The organism is Streptomyces sp. NPDC015139 (assembly GCF_043079785.1).
GTDB lineage: Bacteria > Actinomycetota > Actinomycetes > Streptomycetales > Streptomycetaceae > Streptomyces > Streptomyces albidocamelliae.
Window position 1 is genome coordinate 179707 of sequence record NZ_JBIBUW010000007.1, and the last position, 16333, is coordinate 196039.

The window sequence follows — 16333 nt, forward strand, 5'->3', positions numbered from 1 at the left end:
TGCACTCGGGGTCGACCATTGGGCCTATTGGCGGCACTCAGTGCCGCCAACCTGCTCATCCTGCCCCCTCGGAACGGCATCGGGAAGTGCTCTGTGACCTTCACGACTCGTTTGATCGATCATTTTTTTCGCCGCGGGTCGACGCCCCTGGTCAGAGGCCGTCAGGAACCGCCGAGCCTGAAGTCCAGTGCCGTGCACCGCCGTCCCGCGGACACCGTGCGCACCGCCTGCCCGATCGCCTTGCGTGAACCGACGAGGACGACGAGTCGCTTCGCCCGCGTCACCGCCGTGTACAGCAGGTTCCGCTGGAGCATCATCCACGCCCCCGTGGTGACGGGAATCACCACCGCGGGATATTCACTTCCCTGCGAGCGGTGGATGGTCACCGCGTACGCGTGTGCCAGTTCGTCCAGTTCGTCGAAATCGTACGGGACCTCCTCATCCTCGTCCGTCAGCACCGTAAGACGCTGGTCGACCGGATCGAGCGAGGTGACGACGCCCACGGTGCCGTTGAAGACACCGTTCTTCCCTTTCTCGTAATTGTTGCGAATCTGGGTGACCTTGTCGCCGACGCGGAAGACGCGACCGCCGAACCGCTTCTCCGGCAGGTCGGGCCGGCCGGGTGTGACGGCCTGCTGGAGCAGCCCGTTCAGCACTCCCGCACCGGCCGGTCCCCGGTGCATCGGCGCGAGCACCTGCACGTCCCGGCGCGGGTCGAGGCCGAACCGGGCCGGGATCCGCCGTGCGGCCACGTCCACGGTGAGACGTCCGGCCTCCTCGGTGTCGTCCTCCACGAAGAGGAAGAAGTCCTCGAGCCCGTCGGTGAGCGGATGCTGCCCGGCGTTGATCCGGTGCGCGTTGGTGACGACGCCGGACTGCTGGGCCTGGCGGAAGACGCGGGTGAGCCGGACGGCGGGCAGGGGGCTGCCGTCGGCGAGCAGATCCCGCAGCACCTCCCCCGCGCCGACACTGGGCAGCTGGTCCACGTCCCCGACGAAGAGCAGGTGGGCGCCCGGCGGCACGGCCTTCACCAGCTTGTTGGCCAGCAGCAGATCGAGCATGGAGGCCTCGTCCACGACGACGAGGTCGGCGTCCAGCGGCCGGTCCCGGTCATAGGCGGCGTCGCCGCCGGGCTTCAGCTCCAGCAGGCGGTGCACGGTGGAGGCCTCGGCGCCGGTCAGCTCGGCCAGCCGCTTGGCCGCCCGGCCGGTCGGCGCGGCGAGCAGCACCTTGGCGCGCCTGGCCCGGGCCAGTTCCACGATCGAGCGGACCGTGAAGGACTTGCCGCAGCCGGGCCCGCCGGTCAGCACGGCCACCTTCTCGGTCAGCGCGAGCCGGACGGCGGCCTCCTGCTCGGGGGCGAGGTCCGCGCCGGTACGGGACTTCAGCCAGCCGAGGGCCTTCGCCCAGTCCACGTCCCGGAAGACCGGCAGCCGGTCCTCCCCGGTGCGCAGGAGGCGCAGGAGCTGGGCGGAGAGGGACAGTTCGGCGCGGTGGAAGGGAACCAGGTACACGGCGGTGACGGGTTCGGAGCCTCCGCCGTCGGGGCCGGGGACGCTCTCCCGTACGACCCCGGGGTCGGCGCCGTCCTCCGGGGCGCGGGCCAGCTCGGCGAGGCACTCGATGACCAGCCCCGTGTCGACCTGGAGCAGCTTCACCGCGTCGGCGATCAGCCGCTCCTCCGGCAGGAAGCAGTGCCCCTGGTCGGCGGACTGCGAGAGGGCGTACTGCAGGCCCGCCTTCACCCGCTCCGGGCTGTCGTGCGGGATGCCCACGGACTGCGCGATCTTGTCGGCGGTGAGGAAGCCGATGCCCCAGACGTCGGCGGCGAGGCGGTACGGGTGGTTCTTCACGATCGAGATCGAGGCGTCGCCGTACTTCTTGTAGATGCGCACGGCGATGGACGTCGAGACCTCCACCGTCTGGAGGAAGAGCATGACCTCCTTGATCGCCTTCTGCTCCTCCCAGGCGTCGGCGATCCTCTTCGTCCGCTTCGGGCCGAGGCCCGGCACCTCGATGAGCCGCCCGGGCTCCTCCTCGATGATCCGGAGGGTGTCCAGCCCGAAGTGCTGGGTGACGCGGTCGGCGAAGACCGGCCCGATGCCCTTGACCAGGCCGGAGCCGAGATACCGGCGGATGCCCTGGACCGTGGCGGGCAGCACGGTCGTGTAGTTCTCCACGTGGAACTGCTTGCCGTACTGCGGGTGCGAGCCCCACCGGCCCTCCATCCGCAGGGACTCCCCCGCCTGCGCGCCGAGCAGCGCGCCGACCACCGTGAGGAGGTCTCCGCCGCCCCTGCCGGTGTCGACCCGGGCGACCGTGTAGCCGTTCTCCTCGTTGGCGTACGTGATCCGCTCCAGCACGCCCTCGAGCACGGCGAGCCGCCGCTCGGCCGTCGCGTTCCCCTCCTGGTGCGCCATGGTCCCGACGGTACCGGTGGGGTCCGACAGCGGCGCACTGTTACCGTGCCTGCCCGTGACCGAGGACATCAACAGCACGGACGCCGGGCAGCAGTTCTACGACCGCGTCGAGGCCGCCACCGCCGGCACCCGGTACCGGATGCGCCGCACGGTGCCGGGATTCGACGTGACCGTGGACGTCGAGGACCCGCAGTTCCGGGAGACGCTGACCAGGCACCGGGTCAGCCAGGTGCACACGTTCCGGGTGGCGCTGCGCCCGCACGAGAGGCGCTACACGCTGACGGACGTCGTGCGCACCGTCGAGTACGGGGCGGGACCGGACGGCGTGCGGCTCGGCAGGACGGTGACCGTCGGCCGGAGCATGTACGCCGAGAAGCGCTGGAGCCTGAACGGCACGCCGGAGTACTCCTTCTCCTCCGCCGACGGCCACCGCCTGATCCGGGGCGCGGCCCGGGAACTGGGCTGGCGGGAGATCCGGCCCGCGAGTGTCAAGGTGGCCATCGCCGCGGGCGCGTTCGGCGGCGCCATCGCCCTCGGCACGCTGATAGCCCTGGCCGCGGTGTTCTGGCTCTGAGGCCTCAGCAGCGGGTGCGCGGTGCGTTCTTGAGCCCGTCGAGGAAGACGGTGAACGCCGGGGCGGGGAAGGTGAGGAGGGCGCGGGCGGGGGTTTTCGAGTCACGGACGGCAACGTGAGTGGGGCTGTTCGCGATCTCCACGCAGTTGTTTCCGTCACCCTCGCCGGAGTAGGACGACTTCTGCCAGTTGCCCGGTGTGGTCATGGTGCGCCTCACAGCTCCTTCGACAGCCGGTGGATGAAGTCACGCGACGGGTCCGGTTCGAGCGATACGGCTTCTACCCTACGGAAGCGCGTTCGATAGGCGCTGAGCTGAGCCTCGGAATCGATCAGTAGCGCACCATGCGGCGCGTCGCGCGCAACCGTGTCCAACTTGGGCACACGTCCACCGACGTACGTCATCGTGCTGGAAGCCCTGGCGAAGCCGTCCAGGTCGAACGGAATGACGCGCAAGGTGATGCGTTCCACCTCGGATGCTTCGAGGAGTCCGAGGAGTTGAGCGCGCGCGGCGGCTCGATCACCGACCCTCATACGCAGAGCCGACTCGTGAATCACGATCTCGTGAGGGAATTGGGCCTCACGTTGTCGCGTCAGTCGATGCTGGACCCGAACTTCGAGCTCGTCGCTCGTGAGTTCGGGAATCCGGGAGGAGAAGACCGCCCGGGCGTAGTCCTCGGTCTGCAGAAGGCCCGGAACGTACAGGATGGCCACGTCCTGCTGATACGTGGCGTGGTGATCAAGCTCGGCCAGATCCAGGAAGGACGTGGGCAGCCGTCCTCGGTAGCCCTCCCACCAGCCGCGCGTCCGGTCTGTCGCCATCTCCACCAGTGCGTCGATGAACTCCGTTTCCACACAGGCGTAGTGAGACGCAAGGCGTCGCAGCCGCTGCTCACTCACCCCCGACAGTCCGGCCTCGATCTGACTCACCTGGACATTGCTGACGCCGAGCAGGGCTGCGGCCTGGCGAGCGCTGAGACCAGCCGCCTCGCGAAGCTTGCGCAGCTCTGACGCCAGGCGCAGTTGACGTGCCGTTGGTTCGCGCCTGGTGGGCATCGAGCGACTCCTCTTCCAACGCCTCTGGTGACGCGTCTCGTTCGGGGTCAGATTACGCGACCCGCTTGCCTCGCCGAAACTTTCAGGTCTACCGTCTGTGACGCAACCGATACGCAGCGGAAGTGCACCGCCCTGTCCTGCCATGACGGCCGCGGCATCGCCACCGCTCGCGAAACACCCCTCAGCTGACCGGAGTTGATGACGCATGCCCGAGAACGGGTCCTGGGACTACACCCTCTACATCCCCAACGACCTCAGAGCCGTGACCGTCTGCCGGCGCACCCTGCGCCTGATCCTGACCCTGCACGGTCTGATCGGCCTGGTGGACACCGCGGAGCTGCTGGCGACGGAGCTGGTGTCCAACGCGGTACGGCACACGAAGGGGCCGGCGGCGCTGAGGGTGCGCCGTACCGCGCAGGGGGTGGTGTGGATCGGGGCGTGGGACACGGACCCCGGGCCCCCGCCCGCCCCACGGCCGCTGGGGCAGGTCGTGGAGAGCGAGGACGGGCGCGGACTCGGCCTGGTGCGGGCCTGCGCGGACCACTGGGGCTGGCAGCCGTCGGCCCGGTTCGGGGACCGGGGCAAGTACGTCTGGTGCGAACTCGTGGCCGCCTAGCTCGTTGATCACGTCGCACCAAAGGAGATGCTGATGGTCTGACCCGGGCGTTACAGCGGGTCCTGCACGTCCCGTTCCCCGAACCCCGCGAGATCGCCGCGCTGAACGTGGACCTCACCGAGATCGGACCGGTCGAACGCCGGGTGGACACCCTGCTGCGGGCGGAGACGGACGAGGGCACCTACCTCCTCGTCGTGGAGTCGAAAGGAAAGGTGGACGAACGCAAGCGGGGCAGCCGGCCCTACTACCTCTCCTACCTCTACGAGAAGTACCGCTGCGAGCCGGTGCTCATCGTCATCACACAGAGCAGCAAGACGGCCGAGTGGGCGTCCCGCCCGATCCGCTTCGGCTTCCCCGGCTGGCACTCGCTGACGGTGCGACCCCTCGCGCTGGGCCCCGACAACGTGCCGGTGATCGCGGACGAGCGGCAGGCCGAACGGGACGTACCCCTCGCGGTGCTCTCGGCGTCGAGACCTGCACCGACCTCGACCAGCTGGAGACCTGGGCCCGACGAGCCGTCCACGCCACGAACGCCACGGAGCTGTTCACCGGGGAGTGAGCCCGTGGGCGTAGGCCGCCCACCCCGGGTCACGATCCGGTTTCGGCCACTCCTCACCCCCTTGCTTCGCGCCATGTAATCGATTCCAATACCTCCTACAGCTCATGTAATCGTTTCCATGAGGTCCACAAGGAGGTGGAGCCGGTCATGGCGAGCATCAAGGACGTCGCCGCCGCGGCGGGGGTGTCCGTGGCCACGGTGTCGCGGGTGCTGAACGCGCATCCGTCCGTCAGTGCCGACGCACGCGCACGCGTGCTGGCCGCCGTCGAGACGCTGGGCTACCGGCCCAACGCCGTCGCCCGGTCGCTGCGGACCGATCAGACGCACACCCTCGGCCTGGTCATCAGTGACGTGATGAACCCGTACTTCACGGAGCTGGCCCGCTCCGTGGAGGAGGAGGCCCGCGCCCTCGGCTACAGCGTGATCATCGGCAACGCGGACGAGCGGCCCGACCTCCAGGACCACCACGTGCGGAACCTGCTGGACCGGCGCATCGACGGGCTGCTCGTCTCCCCCACCGACGGGGGCTCACCGCTGATGCTGGACGCCGTGCGCGCGGGGACGCCGATGGTGTTCGTGGACCGGTGGATCCCGGGCGTGGACGTGCCCGTCGTACGGGCCGACGGGCAGGCGGCCGTACGGGACCTCGTGGCACATCTGCACGGCCTCGGGCACCGGCGGGTCGCGATCATCGCGGGACCGGCGGCCACCACCACCGGCAGCGAGCGGGTCGAGGCCTTCCGGGCGGCCCTCGCCGAGTACGGCATCCCGCTGCCGGACGCCTACACCGGACAGGGCGACTTCCAGGCCGAGAGCGGGCGGCGGGTGATGGAGGGGTTCCTGGACCTTCCCGAGCCGCCGGAGGCCGTGTTCGCGGCCGACAACCTCATGGCGCTCGGTGCCCTGGACGCGATCCGCGCGCGCGGGCTGCGCGTGCCGGACGACATCGCGCTGGCCGCCTTCGACGACATCCCGTGGTTCGTGCACACCGATCCGCCGGTCACCGCGATCGCCCAGCCCACCGGCGAGCTGGGCCGGGCCGCCGTACGGGCCCTCGTCGACCGGATCGAGGGGCGGACCCCGACGTCCGTCACGCTGCCCGCCCGGCTCGTCGTGCGCCGCTCGTGCGGCGAGCCCGCCCCGCCCTTCCCCTCCCCCACGCAGTCCCCCTCCCCAGTGCAAAGGAGCACGTCGTGAGCAACCCGGACGAGTTGCTGCGCATCGAGGGCATCCGCAAGGCCTTCCCCGGCGTGGTCGCGCTCGACAGCGTCGACTTCGACCTGCGTCGGGGCGAGGTGCACGTGCTGCTCGGTGAGAACGGCGCCGGCAAGAGCACGCTCATCAAGATGCTCTCCGGTGCCTACACCCCCGACGCCGGCCGGATCCTGGCCGGTGGCGAGGAGGTGCGCATCAACGGTGCGCAGGACTCCGAGCGGCTCGGGATCGCCACCATCTACCAGGAGTTCAACCTGGTGCCCGACCTGACCGTCGCCGAGAACATCTTCCTGGGCCGCCAGCCGCGCCGCTTCGGGATGATCGACCGCAAGCGGATGGAGGCCGACGCCGAGGTGCTCCTCGCGCGCGTGGGCGTCGACGTCCCGCCCCGCGCGCGGGTGCGCGAACTCGGCATCGCCCGGCTCCAGATGGTCGAGATCGCCAAGGCGCTCAGCCTGAACGCGCGCGTGCTCATCATGGACGAGCCGACCGCCGTGCTCACCTCGGAGGAGGTGGAGAAGCTCTTCGCCATCGTGCGCTCGCTGCGCGCGGACGGCGTCGGCGTCGTGTTCATCACCCACCACCTGGAGGAGATCGCCGCCCTGGGCGACCGGGTCACCGTGATCCGGGACGGCAGGAGCGTCGGGCAGGTGCCCGCCGACACGGCCGAGGACGAACTGGTCCGGCTGATGGTGGGGCGCTCCATCGAACAGCAGTATCCGCGCGAACGCGCCGAGCGTGGCGCCGCGCTGCTCACCGTCGAGGGACTCACCCGCGACGGTGTCTTCCACGACGTGAGCTTCGAGGTGCGCGCCGGTGAGGTCGTCGGCGTCGCCGGGCTCGTCGGTGCGGGCCGTACCGAGGTGGTGCGGGCCGTGTTCGGCGCCGATCCGTACGACGGCGGCGTCGTGAAGGTCTCCGGGAGCCGGCTGCGGCGGCACGACGTGAACGCGGCGATGGCCGCCGGGGTCGGTCTCGTGCCGGAGGACCGCAAGGGCCAGGGGCTGGTGCTGGACGCCTCCGTCGAGGAGAACCTCGGGCTGGTGACCATGCGTGCCGCCACCCGGGCCGGGCTGGTCGACCGCAAGGCGCAGCACGGGGCGGCCGAGCGGATCGCGGGCCGGCTCGGCGTCCGGATGGCCGGGCTCGGGCAGCACGTGCGGACCCTGTCCGGCGGCAACCAGCAGAAGGTCGTCATCGGCAAGTGGCTGCTGGCCGACACCAAGGTGCTGATCCTCGACGAGCCGACGCGCGGTATCGACGTCGGCGCGAAGGTCGAGATCTACCAGCTGATCAACGAGCTGACGGCCGCCGGGACCGCCGTGCTGATGATCTCCAGCGATCTGCCGGAGGTGCTCGGCATGAGCGACCGGGTGCTGGTCATGGCCCAGGGCCGGATCGCCGGTGAACTCGCGGCCGACGAGGCCACCCAGGACGCCGTCATGGCGCTCGCCGTCTCCACCCCGACCACCGAGAAGGAGGCCCCCCGTGGCCGCTGACACGCTCAAGAGCACGACGGGCGCGAGCGCCCCGGGCGGCCTGCGGAGGCTGCTGCTCGACAACGGCGCGCTGACCGCGCTGATCGTCCTGGTCATCGCCCTGTCGGCGCTGTCCGGCGACTTCCTGACGACGGACAACCTGCTCAACATCGGTGTCCAGGCCGCCGTGACGGCGATCCTCGCCTTCGGTGTGACGTTCGTGATCGTCTCGGCGGGCATCGACCTGTCGGTGGGTTCGGTGGCCGCGCTGTCGGCGACCGTGCTGGCCTGGAGCGCCACGAACCACGGCGTGCCGGTGTTCCTGGCGCTCGTGCTGGCCGTCGCCACGGGTGTCGCGGCCGGTCTGGTGAACGGGTTCCTCATCGCCTACGGCAAGTTGCCGCCGTTCATCGCGACGCTGGCGATGCTGTCGGTGGCGCGGGGTCTGTCCCTGGTGATCTCCGGGGGCGTGCCCATCCCGTTCCCGGACTCGGTCTCGCACCTCGGGGACACCCTCGGTGACTGGCTGCCGGTACCGGTGCTGGTCATGGTGCTGATGGGCGTGATCGCGGCGGTCGTGCTCGGGCGGACGTACATCGGCCGTTCCATGTACGCGATCGGCGGCAACGAGGAGGCGGCCCGGCTGTCGGGTCTGCGGGTGAAGAAGCAGAAGCTCGCGATCTACGCCCTGTCCGGGGTGTTCGCCGCGGTGGCGGGCGTCGTGCTGGCGTCCCGGCTGTCCTCTGCGCAGCCGCAGGCCGCCGACGGCTACGAGCTGGACGCCATCGCCGCGGTCGTCATCGGCGGTGCCTCGCTCGCGGGCGGCACCGGCAAGGCGTCGGGCACGCTGATCGGCGCGCTGATCCTCGCGGTGCTGCGCAACGGCCTCAACCTGCTGAACGTCTCCGCGTTCTGGCAGCAGGTCGTGATCGGTGTCGTCATCGCGCTGGCCGTACTGCTGGACACCGTGCGCCGCAAGGCCGGGGCGACCCCGGTGGCCGCCGGCACCGGAGGCGGGAACAAGGGCCGGCAGGCGGCGACGTACGCGCTCGCGGCCGTGGTGACGGTGGCGGTCGTGGGCGCGACCTCCCTCCTGCACGGCGGGTCCGCCTCGACGACCCCGAAGATGGGTCTGTCGCTGTCGACGCTGAACAACCCGTTCTTCGTGCAGATCCGGACGGGTGCCCAGGCCGAGGCGAAGAAGCTGGGGGTGGACCTGACCGTCACCGACGCCCAGAACGACGCCTCGCAGCAGGCCAACCAGCTGCAGAACTTCACCACGGCCGGCCAGGGCGCGATCATCGTCAACCCGGTGGACTCGGACGCGGCGAGCAACTCGGTGAAGGCCGCGGACAAGGCGCGGATCCCGGTCATCGCGGTCGACCGGGGCGTCAACAAGGCGTCCGTGGACGCCCTGGTGGCCTCGGACAACGTGGCCGGCGGTGAGCTGGCCGCGAAGACGCTCGCGGAGAAGCTGGGCGGCAAGGGCCGGATCGTGGTGCTCCAGGGGCAGGCGGGCACCTCCGCGGCCCGGGAGCGGGCAGCCGGCTTCGCGCAGGGTCTCAAGGCCTACCCGGGCATCCAGGTGGTGGCCCAGCAGCCCGCCGACTTCGACCGGACCAAGGGCCTCGACGTGATGTCGAACCTGCTCCAGGCCCACCCCGACGTGCAGGGCGTCATCGCCGCCAACGACGAGATGGCGCTCGGCGCGATCAAGGCGCTCGGCTCCAAGGCCGGCCGGTCGGTGCAGGTGGTCGGCTTCGACGGCACCCCGGACGGGCTGAAGGCGGTGCAGGACGGCACGCTGTACGCGTCCGTCGCCCAGCAGCCGACCCAGCTGGGTCGGATCGCCGTGGACAACGCCCTGCGGGCGGTCCAGGGCAAGAAGGTGGAGCCGACGGTGAAGGTGCCGGTGAAGGTGGTCACGAAGGACAACGTGGCCGGCTTCAGCGGCTGACAAGGACGGACGGGCGGGCCGCCGTACCGGGCGGGAGTCCGGTACGGCGGCCCGCCCCGCAGTCATCTCTCAGGGGAGTCAACTGATGTACGACTACGACCTCCTGGTCGTGGGTTCGGCCAACGCCGACCTGGTGATCGGCGTCGAGCGGCGGCCGGCCGCCGGGGAGACGGTGCTCGGCGGCGACCTCGCCGTGCACCCGGGCGGCAAGGGGGCCAACCAGGCGGTCGCCGCCGGCCGGCTGGGGGCGCGCACGGCGCTGCTCGCGCGGGTCGGTGACGACGGTCACGGGCGGCTGCTGCTCGACTCCCTGCGCGCGGCCGGGGTCGACACGGCGGGCGTGCTGGTGGGCGGGGCGCCGACGGGCGTCGCGCTGATCACGGTCGACCCCTCCGGGGACAACAGCATCGTGGTGTCGCCGGGCGCCAACTTCCGTCTCGTGCCCGCGGACGCCCGGGCGGCCGTGCCGCTGCTGCACGCCTCGCGGGTGGTGTCGGCGCAGCTGGAGATCCCGCTGGAGACGGTCGTGGAGGTCGTACGGAATCTGGCTCCCGGCAGCCGTTTCGTGCTGAACCCGTCCCCGCCGCGCCCGTTGCCGGCCGAGGTGCTGGCGGCGTGCGACCCGCTGATCGTCAACGAGCACGAGGCGCGGGTGATCCTGGGCGACGCCTGTGTGAGCGAGGACCCGGAGGACTGGGCGCGGCTGCTGCTGGCCGAGGGCCCGCGCTCGGTGGTGGTCACGCTGGGCGCGGACGGTGCTCTGGTGTGCGACGGCTCGGGCGTGCGGCGGGTGCCGTCGGTGAAGGTGGACGCGGTGGACACGACGGGGGCGGGCGACGCGTTCACGGCCGCGCTCGCCTGGCGGCTCGGGGCGGGTGCCCCGCCGGCCGAGGCGGCGGCCTACGCGGCGCGCGTGGGCGCGGCCGCGGTGACGAGGCGGGGCGCGCAGGAGTCGTACCCGACGGCGGCGGAGGTCGAGCTGTGAAGAGGGCGGGCATCCTCAACCGGCGGCTGTCCGGTGCCCTCGCCGAACTGGGGCACGGGCACGGTGTGCTGGTGTGCGACGCGGGCATGCCGATACCCGACGGCCCGCGGGTGGTGGACCTCGCCTTCGTCGCCGGTGTGCCGTCCTTCGCCGAGGTCCTGGACGGTCTGCTGGCCGAGCTGGTGGTGGAGGGCGCCACGGCCGCCGAGGAGGTGCGGGCGGCCAATCCGGCGGCGGCCGCGCTGCTGGAGGACCGTTTCCCGGACCTGGCGCTGGTGCCGCACGGGCGCCTGAAGGAGCTGTCGGCGGGGGCCCGCCTGATCGTCCGCACCGGCGAGGCCCGGCCGTACGCGAACGTCCTGCTGCGCTGCGGGGTGTTCTTCTAGGCGGCCCCGGCCGAGGGCGTCGGCCGGAGACGTTTCGAGGGGGTGTCCCCGGCCCGTCGGCCGGGGACACCCCCTCGTCTTTCCCCTCCTCGTCAGAACCCCCGCGAACCCCCCCGGGTCCCCTCCCGGGGTTCTGACGACAGGTACGACACGCAAGGTGCGGGAAGGGTTGCACGGCTCCTGAAGATTCTTCCGGGTCAGCCGACGACGTGCTGAAGGAACCGTTCCGCCGTCTCCGCGAGCACCTCGTGGCCGTCCCTGGCCCACAGGTCCTCGTTGAAGATCTCGACCTCGATCGGGCCCGTGTAGCCGGCCGCGTCCACGTGGGACTTCCAGGCGCGCAGGTCGATCGCGCCGTCGCCGAGCGGGCCGCGGCCGGTGAGGACGCCCTCGGGCAGGGGGGTGGTCCAGTCGGCGAGCTGGAAGGTGTGGATGCGGCCGCCCGCGCCGGCGCGGGCGATCTCGGCGGGGGCCCGGTCGTCCCACCAGACGTGGTACGTGTCCACGGCCACCCCGACCTGGTGCGCGGGGAAGCGTTCGGCGAGGTCCAGGGCCTGGGTGAGGGTGGAGACCACGCAGCGGTCGGACGCGTACATGGGGTGCAGGGGTTCGACGGCGAGGCGGACGCCGTGCTCCTCGGCGTAGGGGGCGAGCTCCGTGAGGGCGTCGGCGACGCGTTCGCGGGCGGCGCGCAGGTCCTTGGCGCCGGCCGGGAGACCGCCGGCGACGAGGACCAGGGTGTCCGTGCCGAGGGCGGCCGCCTCGTCGACCGCCCGGCGGTTGTCGGCCAGGGCGGCGGCCCGCGCGGCCGGGTCGACGGCCGTCAGGAAGCCGCCCCGGCACAGGGTCGTCACCCGCAGGCCCGCGTCCCGCACCAGCGCGGCGGTCTCCGCCACACCGTACGCCCGGACGGGCTCCCGCCACAGGCCCACCCGGCCGATGCCCAGCCGTGCGCAGCCGGCGGCCAGTTCGGGCAGGGACAGCTGCCTGACCGTCATCTGGTTGACGGAGAGACGTTCCAGTCCGGTGCCGGTCATCGGGTCACCCCGTACAGCGACAGCAGGGTCTTCATGCGTTCCTCGGCGAGTGCCGGGTCCGGGAACAGGCCGAGGCCGTCGGCGAGTTCGTAGGCGCGGGCGAGGTGCGGCAGGGAGCGGGCCGACTGGAGGCCGCCGACCATCGTGAAGTGCGACTGGTGGCCCGCGAGCCAGGCCAGGAGGACCACGCCCGTCTTGTAGAAGCGGGTGGGGGGCTGGAAGAGGTGGCGGGAGAGCTCGACCGTCGGGTCCAGCAGAGCCCGGAAGCCCTGGACGTCACCGGTGTCGAGGAGCCGTACCGCCCGCGCGGCCGTCGGGCCCAGCGGGTCGAAGACGCCGAGCAGGGCGTGGCTGAAGCCCTGCTCGTCACCCGAGATCAGCTCGGGGTAGTGGAAGTCGTCGCCGGTGTGGCAGCGCACGCCGAGGGGCAGGCGGCGGCGCAGGCCGACCTCGCGGCCGGCGTCCAGGAGGGAGATCTTGACGCCGTCGACCTTGTCCGGGTGCGCGGCGACGACCTCCAGGAAGACCTCCGTGGCCGTGTCGAGGTCGGTGGAGCCCCAGTAGCCCTCCAGGGCCGGGTCGAACATCGGGCCCAGCCAGTGCAGGATCACCGGCTCGGCGCACTGGCGCAGGAGGTGGCCGTAGACCTCCAGGTAGTCCTCCGGCCCGGCGGCGCCGGCCGCCAGGGCGCGTGAGGCCATGAGGATCGCCCGGGCGCCGGCCTCCTCCACGACCGCCAGCTGTTCCTCGTAGGCCGCCCGGATCTCGGCGAGGGTGCCCCCGGTGAGCTGGTCGGTGCCGGCCCCGCAGGCGATGCGGCCGCCGACGGCCTTCGCCTCCGCGGCCGACCGGCGGATCAGCTCGGCCGCGCCGTCCCAGTCCAGGCCCATGCCGCGCTGCGCGGTGTCCATCGCCTCGGCGACACCGAGGCCGTGGGACCACAGGTGGCGGCGGAAGGCGAGGGTGGCGTCCCAGTCGACGGCGGCGGGCGAATCGGGGGACACGTCCGCGTACGGGTCGGCGACGACATGGGCCGCGGCGAGGACCGTGCGGGAGACGAGGGGGGCACCGGGCGCCGGGGGGAGGGGGTCGGTGCGGGGCCGGTACGTCCTCAGGGTGCCGTCGGCGGCGGGGAGCCGGAGGGTCACAGCACGATCTCCGGCACGTCGACGCGGCGGCCCTCTGCGGAGGACCTCAGGCCCAGCTCGGCGAGCTGCACGCCGCGCGCGCCGGCGAGCAGGTCCCAGTGGTAGGGGGTGCCGGCGTGGACGTGCCGGAGGAACAGCTCCCACTGGGCCTTGAAGCCGTTGTCGAACTCGCCGTTGCCGGGCACCTCCTGCCACTGGTCGCGGAAGACCTCGGTGGCGGGCACGTCCGGGTCCCAGACGGGTCTGGGGGTGGCGCTGCGGTGCTGCGCGCGGCAGTTGCGCAGGCCCGCCACCGCCGAGCCCTCGGTGCCGTCGACCTGGAACTCGACGAGTTCGTCGCGGTGGACGCGGACCGCCCAGGAGGAGTTGATCTGGGCGACGGCGCCGCCGTCGAGTTCGAAGATGCCGTAGGCGGCGTCGTCGGCGGTGGCGTCGTAGCGCCTGCCGTGCTCGTCCCAGCGGTGCGGGATGTGGGTGGTGGCCAGGGCCTGGACGGAGATCACCCGGCCGAACAGCTCGTGGAGCACGTACTCCCAGTGCGGGAACATGTCGACGACGATGCCGCCGCCGTCCTGCGCGCGGTAGTTCCAGGAGGGGCGCTGGGCGGACTGCCAGTCGCCCTCGAAGACCCAGTAGCCGAACTCGCCGCGGACGGACAGGACGCGGCCGAAGAAGCCGCCGTCGACGAGCCGCTTCAGCTTGCGCAGGCCCGGCAGGAAGATCTTGTCCTGGACGACGCCGTGCCTGATGCCCTTCCGCCGGGCGAGGCGGGCGAGTTCGAGGGCGCCGTCGAGACCGGTGGCGGTGGGCTTCTCGGTGTAGACGTGCTTGCCGGCCGTGATCGCCTTCCTGATCGACTCCTCGCGGGCGGGGGTGACCTGGGAGTCGAAGTAGACGTCGACGGTGGGGTCGGCGAGGACGGCGTCGAGGTCGGTGGAGACGTGGGCGAGGCCGTGCCGGGCGGCGATCTCCCGCAGGGCGTGCTCGCGGCGGCCGATCAGGATCGGCTCGGGCCAGAGCACGGTGCCGTCGCCGAGGTCGAGGCCGCCCTGGTCGCGCAGGGCGAGGAGGGAGCGGACGAGGTGCTGTCGGTAGCCCATGCGCCCGGTCACGCCGTTCATGGCGATACGCACCGTCCTGCGTGTCACGTCGGTCCCCTTCGTGGGCGCCGGGCGCCCCGTTCAGCAGCGGCGTCGTGGTGCGACAGGCAGACGGCAAGCGCTTTCTACCCGACCCGAAGCTAGCCCCGCGCCGGGGTGTGCACAAGACCGTGTCCTCTTCGAGTTGTTCGAGGGGGCGAACAACCGGGGCGCATGGACTTAGTGTTCGCTCGACAGTCCCTCGGAACCAGGACCGGGACCTGGCTGTCTACGAGGGCGTACGACATGATGCGCGACCGGAGGACGACAGATGACGGTGACCCTGGCGGACGTGGCGGCCCGCGCGCAGGTCTCCCCCGCGACGGTTTCGCGCGTGCTGAACGGCAACTACCCGGTGGCCGCCTCCACGCGCGAGCGGGTGCTGCGCGCCGTGGACGAACTGGACTACGTCCTCAACGGTCCGGCCAGCGCGCTCGCCGCCGCCACCTCCGACCTGGTCGGCATCCTCGTGAACGACATCGCCGACCCCTTCTTCGGGATCATGGCGAGCGCGATCCAGGCCGAGATCGGCGGGCCGGGCGGGCGCGCGGGCGGTGAGCGGCTGGCGGTGGTCTGCAACACCGGCGGATCACCGGAGCGCGAGCTGACCTACCTCACCCTTCTCCAGCGGCAGCGGGCCGCGGCCGTGGTGCTGACCGGCGGGGCCGTCGAGGACGCGCCGCACGCGGCGGCGGTCGGGGCGAAGCTGCGCAAGCTGACGGAGGCGGGGACGCGGGTGGTGCTGTGCGGACGGCCGCCGGCGCCGGACACCGGGGCCGTGGCGCTCACCTTCGACAACCGCGGGGGCGCTCGCGCGCTGACGGACCATCTCATCGGCCTCGGGCACCGCCGCCTCGGCTACATCGCCGGTCCCGGGGAACGTACGACGACCCGGCACCGCCTGGAGGGGCACCGCGCGGCGCTGGCCGCGGCGGGCGTCGAGGAGGACCCCCGCTGGACGGTCCACGGCCGCTACGACCGCCGGTCCGGGCACGAGGCCACGCTGGAGCTGCTGCGCCGTGATCCGACCCTGACGGCGGTCGTGGCCGCGAACGACTCCGTCGCGCTGGGTGCGTGCGCGGCGCTGCGCGAGTCCGGTCTGCGCGTCCCCGAGGACGTGTCGGTGGCCGGCTTCGACGACCTGCCGTTCAGCATCGACGCGGTGCCCTCCCTCACGACGGTCCGCCTGCCGCTGGCCGAGGCGGGGGCACGGGCCGGCCGCATAGCCATGGGCCGCGAGGAGCCTCCGCTGGGGGGCGTCGCGTCGGTACGGGGGGAGCTGATGGTGCGGGGCTCCTCCGGAGTGCCGCGGGGGTAGTCGCGGGGCGAAGTGCTGGGTGCGGGTCCGTTGTGGCTGGTCGCGCCGTTCCCCGCGCCCCTGGGTGGGTCGGGTCGGGGTTGGCCGGGTGGTGCGGGCAGCCCGGTGCGGGCGGTGTGCTGCGTGCGGGTCCGTTGTGGCTGGTCGCGCCGTTCCCCGCGCCCCTAACCCTCGTCCCTCGCCCCTCGCCCCTGACCCTCGCCCCGCGCCCCTGACCTGCGCCCCGCGTCCCTCGCCCCTGACCCGCGCCCCGCGTCCCTCGCCCCTGACCCGCGCCCCACGCCCCTCGGCCCTGACCCGCGCCCCACGCCCCTCGGCCCTCGCCCCTCGCCCCTCGCCCCTCGCCCCTCGGCCCTAACGCAGCGTGCGGGGTGGCTGGAGGCGTGCGGCGCGTCCGGGCAGTACGCCGTGGACGTGGGGCGGGTGGGGGGTTACGGTGGGATCTCTG

At 72.2% G+C, this 16333-nt stretch carries 14 protein-coding genes and 1 pseudogene; 9 read left to right on the forward strand and 6 right to left on the reverse strand.

From position 1 onward, the window contains the following. Positions 1-161 precede the first annotated feature (161 nt). Entirely contained in the window at positions 162-2420 is a 2259-nt protein-coding gene (locus ACF08B_RS20765) for an ATP-dependent RecD-like DNA helicase (protein WP_392318695.1), read from the reverse strand. A gap of 55 nt (positions 2421-2475) precedes the next feature. On the opposite strand from ACF08B_RS20765, the gene ACF08B_RS20770 reads away from it, so the two are divergent. Next, positions 2476-2994, forward strand: coding sequence for a hypothetical protein (locus ACF08B_RS20770; protein WP_392318696.1), 519 nt, complete (start codon positions 2476-2478; stop codon positions 2992-2994). 4 nt (positions 2995-2998) lie between these two features. On the opposite strand, the gene ACF08B_RS20775 is transcribed toward ACF08B_RS20770, so the two are convergent. After that, positions 2999-3199 (reverse strand): DUF397 domain-containing protein, encoded by a 201-nt coding sequence (locus tag ACF08B_RS20775; RefSeq protein ID WP_392318697.1) that lies wholly within the window; start codon positions 3197-3199, stop codon positions 2999-3001. An 8-nt stretch (positions 3200-3207) separates the two neighbouring features. Then, entirely contained in the window at positions 3208-4047 is an 840-nt protein-coding gene (locus tag ACF08B_RS20780; RefSeq protein ID WP_392318698.1) for a helix-turn-helix transcriptional regulator, read from the reverse strand. Between the two features lie 205 nt (positions 4048-4252). Here ACF08B_RS20780 and ACF08B_RS20785 point away from each other — a divergent pair, with 205 nt between their 5' ends. From ACF08B_RS20785 to rbsD, 7 genes and pseudogenes are all read left to right on the forward strand, one after another. After that, the gene (locus tag ACF08B_RS20785; RefSeq protein WP_392318699.1) at positions 4253-4663 is read left to right on the forward strand and encodes an ATP-binding protein; all 411 of its coding nucleotides are present in this window, start codon (positions 4253-4255) and stop codon (positions 4661-4663) included. Positions 4664-4701: 38 nt separating this feature from the next. Further along, positions 4702-5130 (forward strand): annotated as a pseudogene (locus tag ACF08B_RS20790) (hypothetical protein); the annotation flags it as partial. A 239-nt stretch (positions 5131-5369) separates the two neighbouring features. Beyond that, on the forward strand, positions 5370-6419 hold the full coding sequence (locus tag ACF08B_RS20795) for a LacI family DNA-binding transcriptional regulator (protein WP_392318700.1): 1050 nt from the start codon (positions 5370-5372) through the stop codon (positions 6417-6419). Then, complete coding sequence (locus tag ACF08B_RS20800; RefSeq protein ID WP_392318701.1) at positions 6416-7936, forward strand: sugar ABC transporter ATP-binding protein; 1521 nt, start codon at positions 6416-6418, stop codon at positions 7934-7936. Before ACF08B_RS20795 ends, ACF08B_RS20800 begins: the two co-directional genes overlap by 4 nt. Continuing rightward, positions 7926-9872: a substrate-binding domain-containing protein gene (locus ACF08B_RS20805; protein ID WP_392318702.1), complete on the forward strand. Its 1947-nt coding sequence runs from the start codon at positions 7926-7928 to the stop codon at positions 9870-9872. Before ACF08B_RS20800 ends, ACF08B_RS20805 begins: the two co-directional genes overlap by 11 nt. A gap of 85 nt (positions 9873-9957) precedes the next feature. Beyond that, positions 9958-10857, forward strand: coding sequence for a ribokinase (locus ACF08B_RS20810; RefSeq protein WP_392318703.1), 900 nt, complete (start codon positions 9958-9960; stop codon positions 10855-10857). Further along, positions 10854-11243 (forward strand): D-ribose pyranase, encoded by a 390-nt coding sequence (gene rbsD / locus ACF08B_RS20815; RefSeq protein WP_392318704.1) that lies wholly within the window; start codon positions 10854-10856, stop codon positions 11241-11243. The genes ACF08B_RS20810 and rbsD overlap by 4 nt, the downstream gene beginning before the upstream one ends. Positions 11244-11440: 197 nt before the next feature. Here the strand turns inward: rbsD and ACF08B_RS20820 are convergent, their stop codons facing one another. The 3 genes from ACF08B_RS20820 to ACF08B_RS20830 are packed head-to-tail and all read right to left on the reverse strand — an operon-like array spanning position 11441 to position 14576. Then, positions 11441-12280 (reverse strand): sugar phosphate isomerase/epimerase family protein, encoded by an 840-nt coding sequence (locus ACF08B_RS20820; protein ID WP_392318705.1) that lies wholly within the window; start codon positions 12278-12280, stop codon positions 11441-11443. After that, positions 12277-13428 carry a dihydrodipicolinate synthase family protein gene (locus tag ACF08B_RS20825; RefSeq protein ID WP_392318706.1) on the reverse strand — a complete coding sequence of 384 codons (1152 nt, stop codon included), beginning with the start codon at positions 13426-13428 and terminating at the stop codon, positions 12277-12279. The genes ACF08B_RS20820 and ACF08B_RS20825 overlap by 4 nt, the downstream gene beginning before the upstream one ends. Continuing rightward, the gene (locus ACF08B_RS20830; RefSeq protein ID WP_392318707.1) at positions 13425-14576 is read right to left on the reverse strand and encodes a Gfo/Idh/MocA family protein; all 1152 of its coding nucleotides are present in this window, start codon (positions 14574-14576) and stop codon (positions 13425-13427) included. The genes ACF08B_RS20825 and ACF08B_RS20830 overlap by 4 nt, the downstream gene beginning before the upstream one ends. 262 nt (positions 14577-14838) lie before the next feature. Here ACF08B_RS20830 and ACF08B_RS20835 point away from each other — a divergent pair, with 262 nt between their 5' ends. Then, on the forward strand, positions 14839-15885 hold the full coding sequence (locus tag ACF08B_RS20835) for a LacI family DNA-binding transcriptional regulator (RefSeq protein ID WP_392318708.1): 1047 nt from the start codon (positions 14839-14841) through the stop codon (positions 15883-15885). Positions 15886-16333 lie beyond the last annotated feature (448 nt).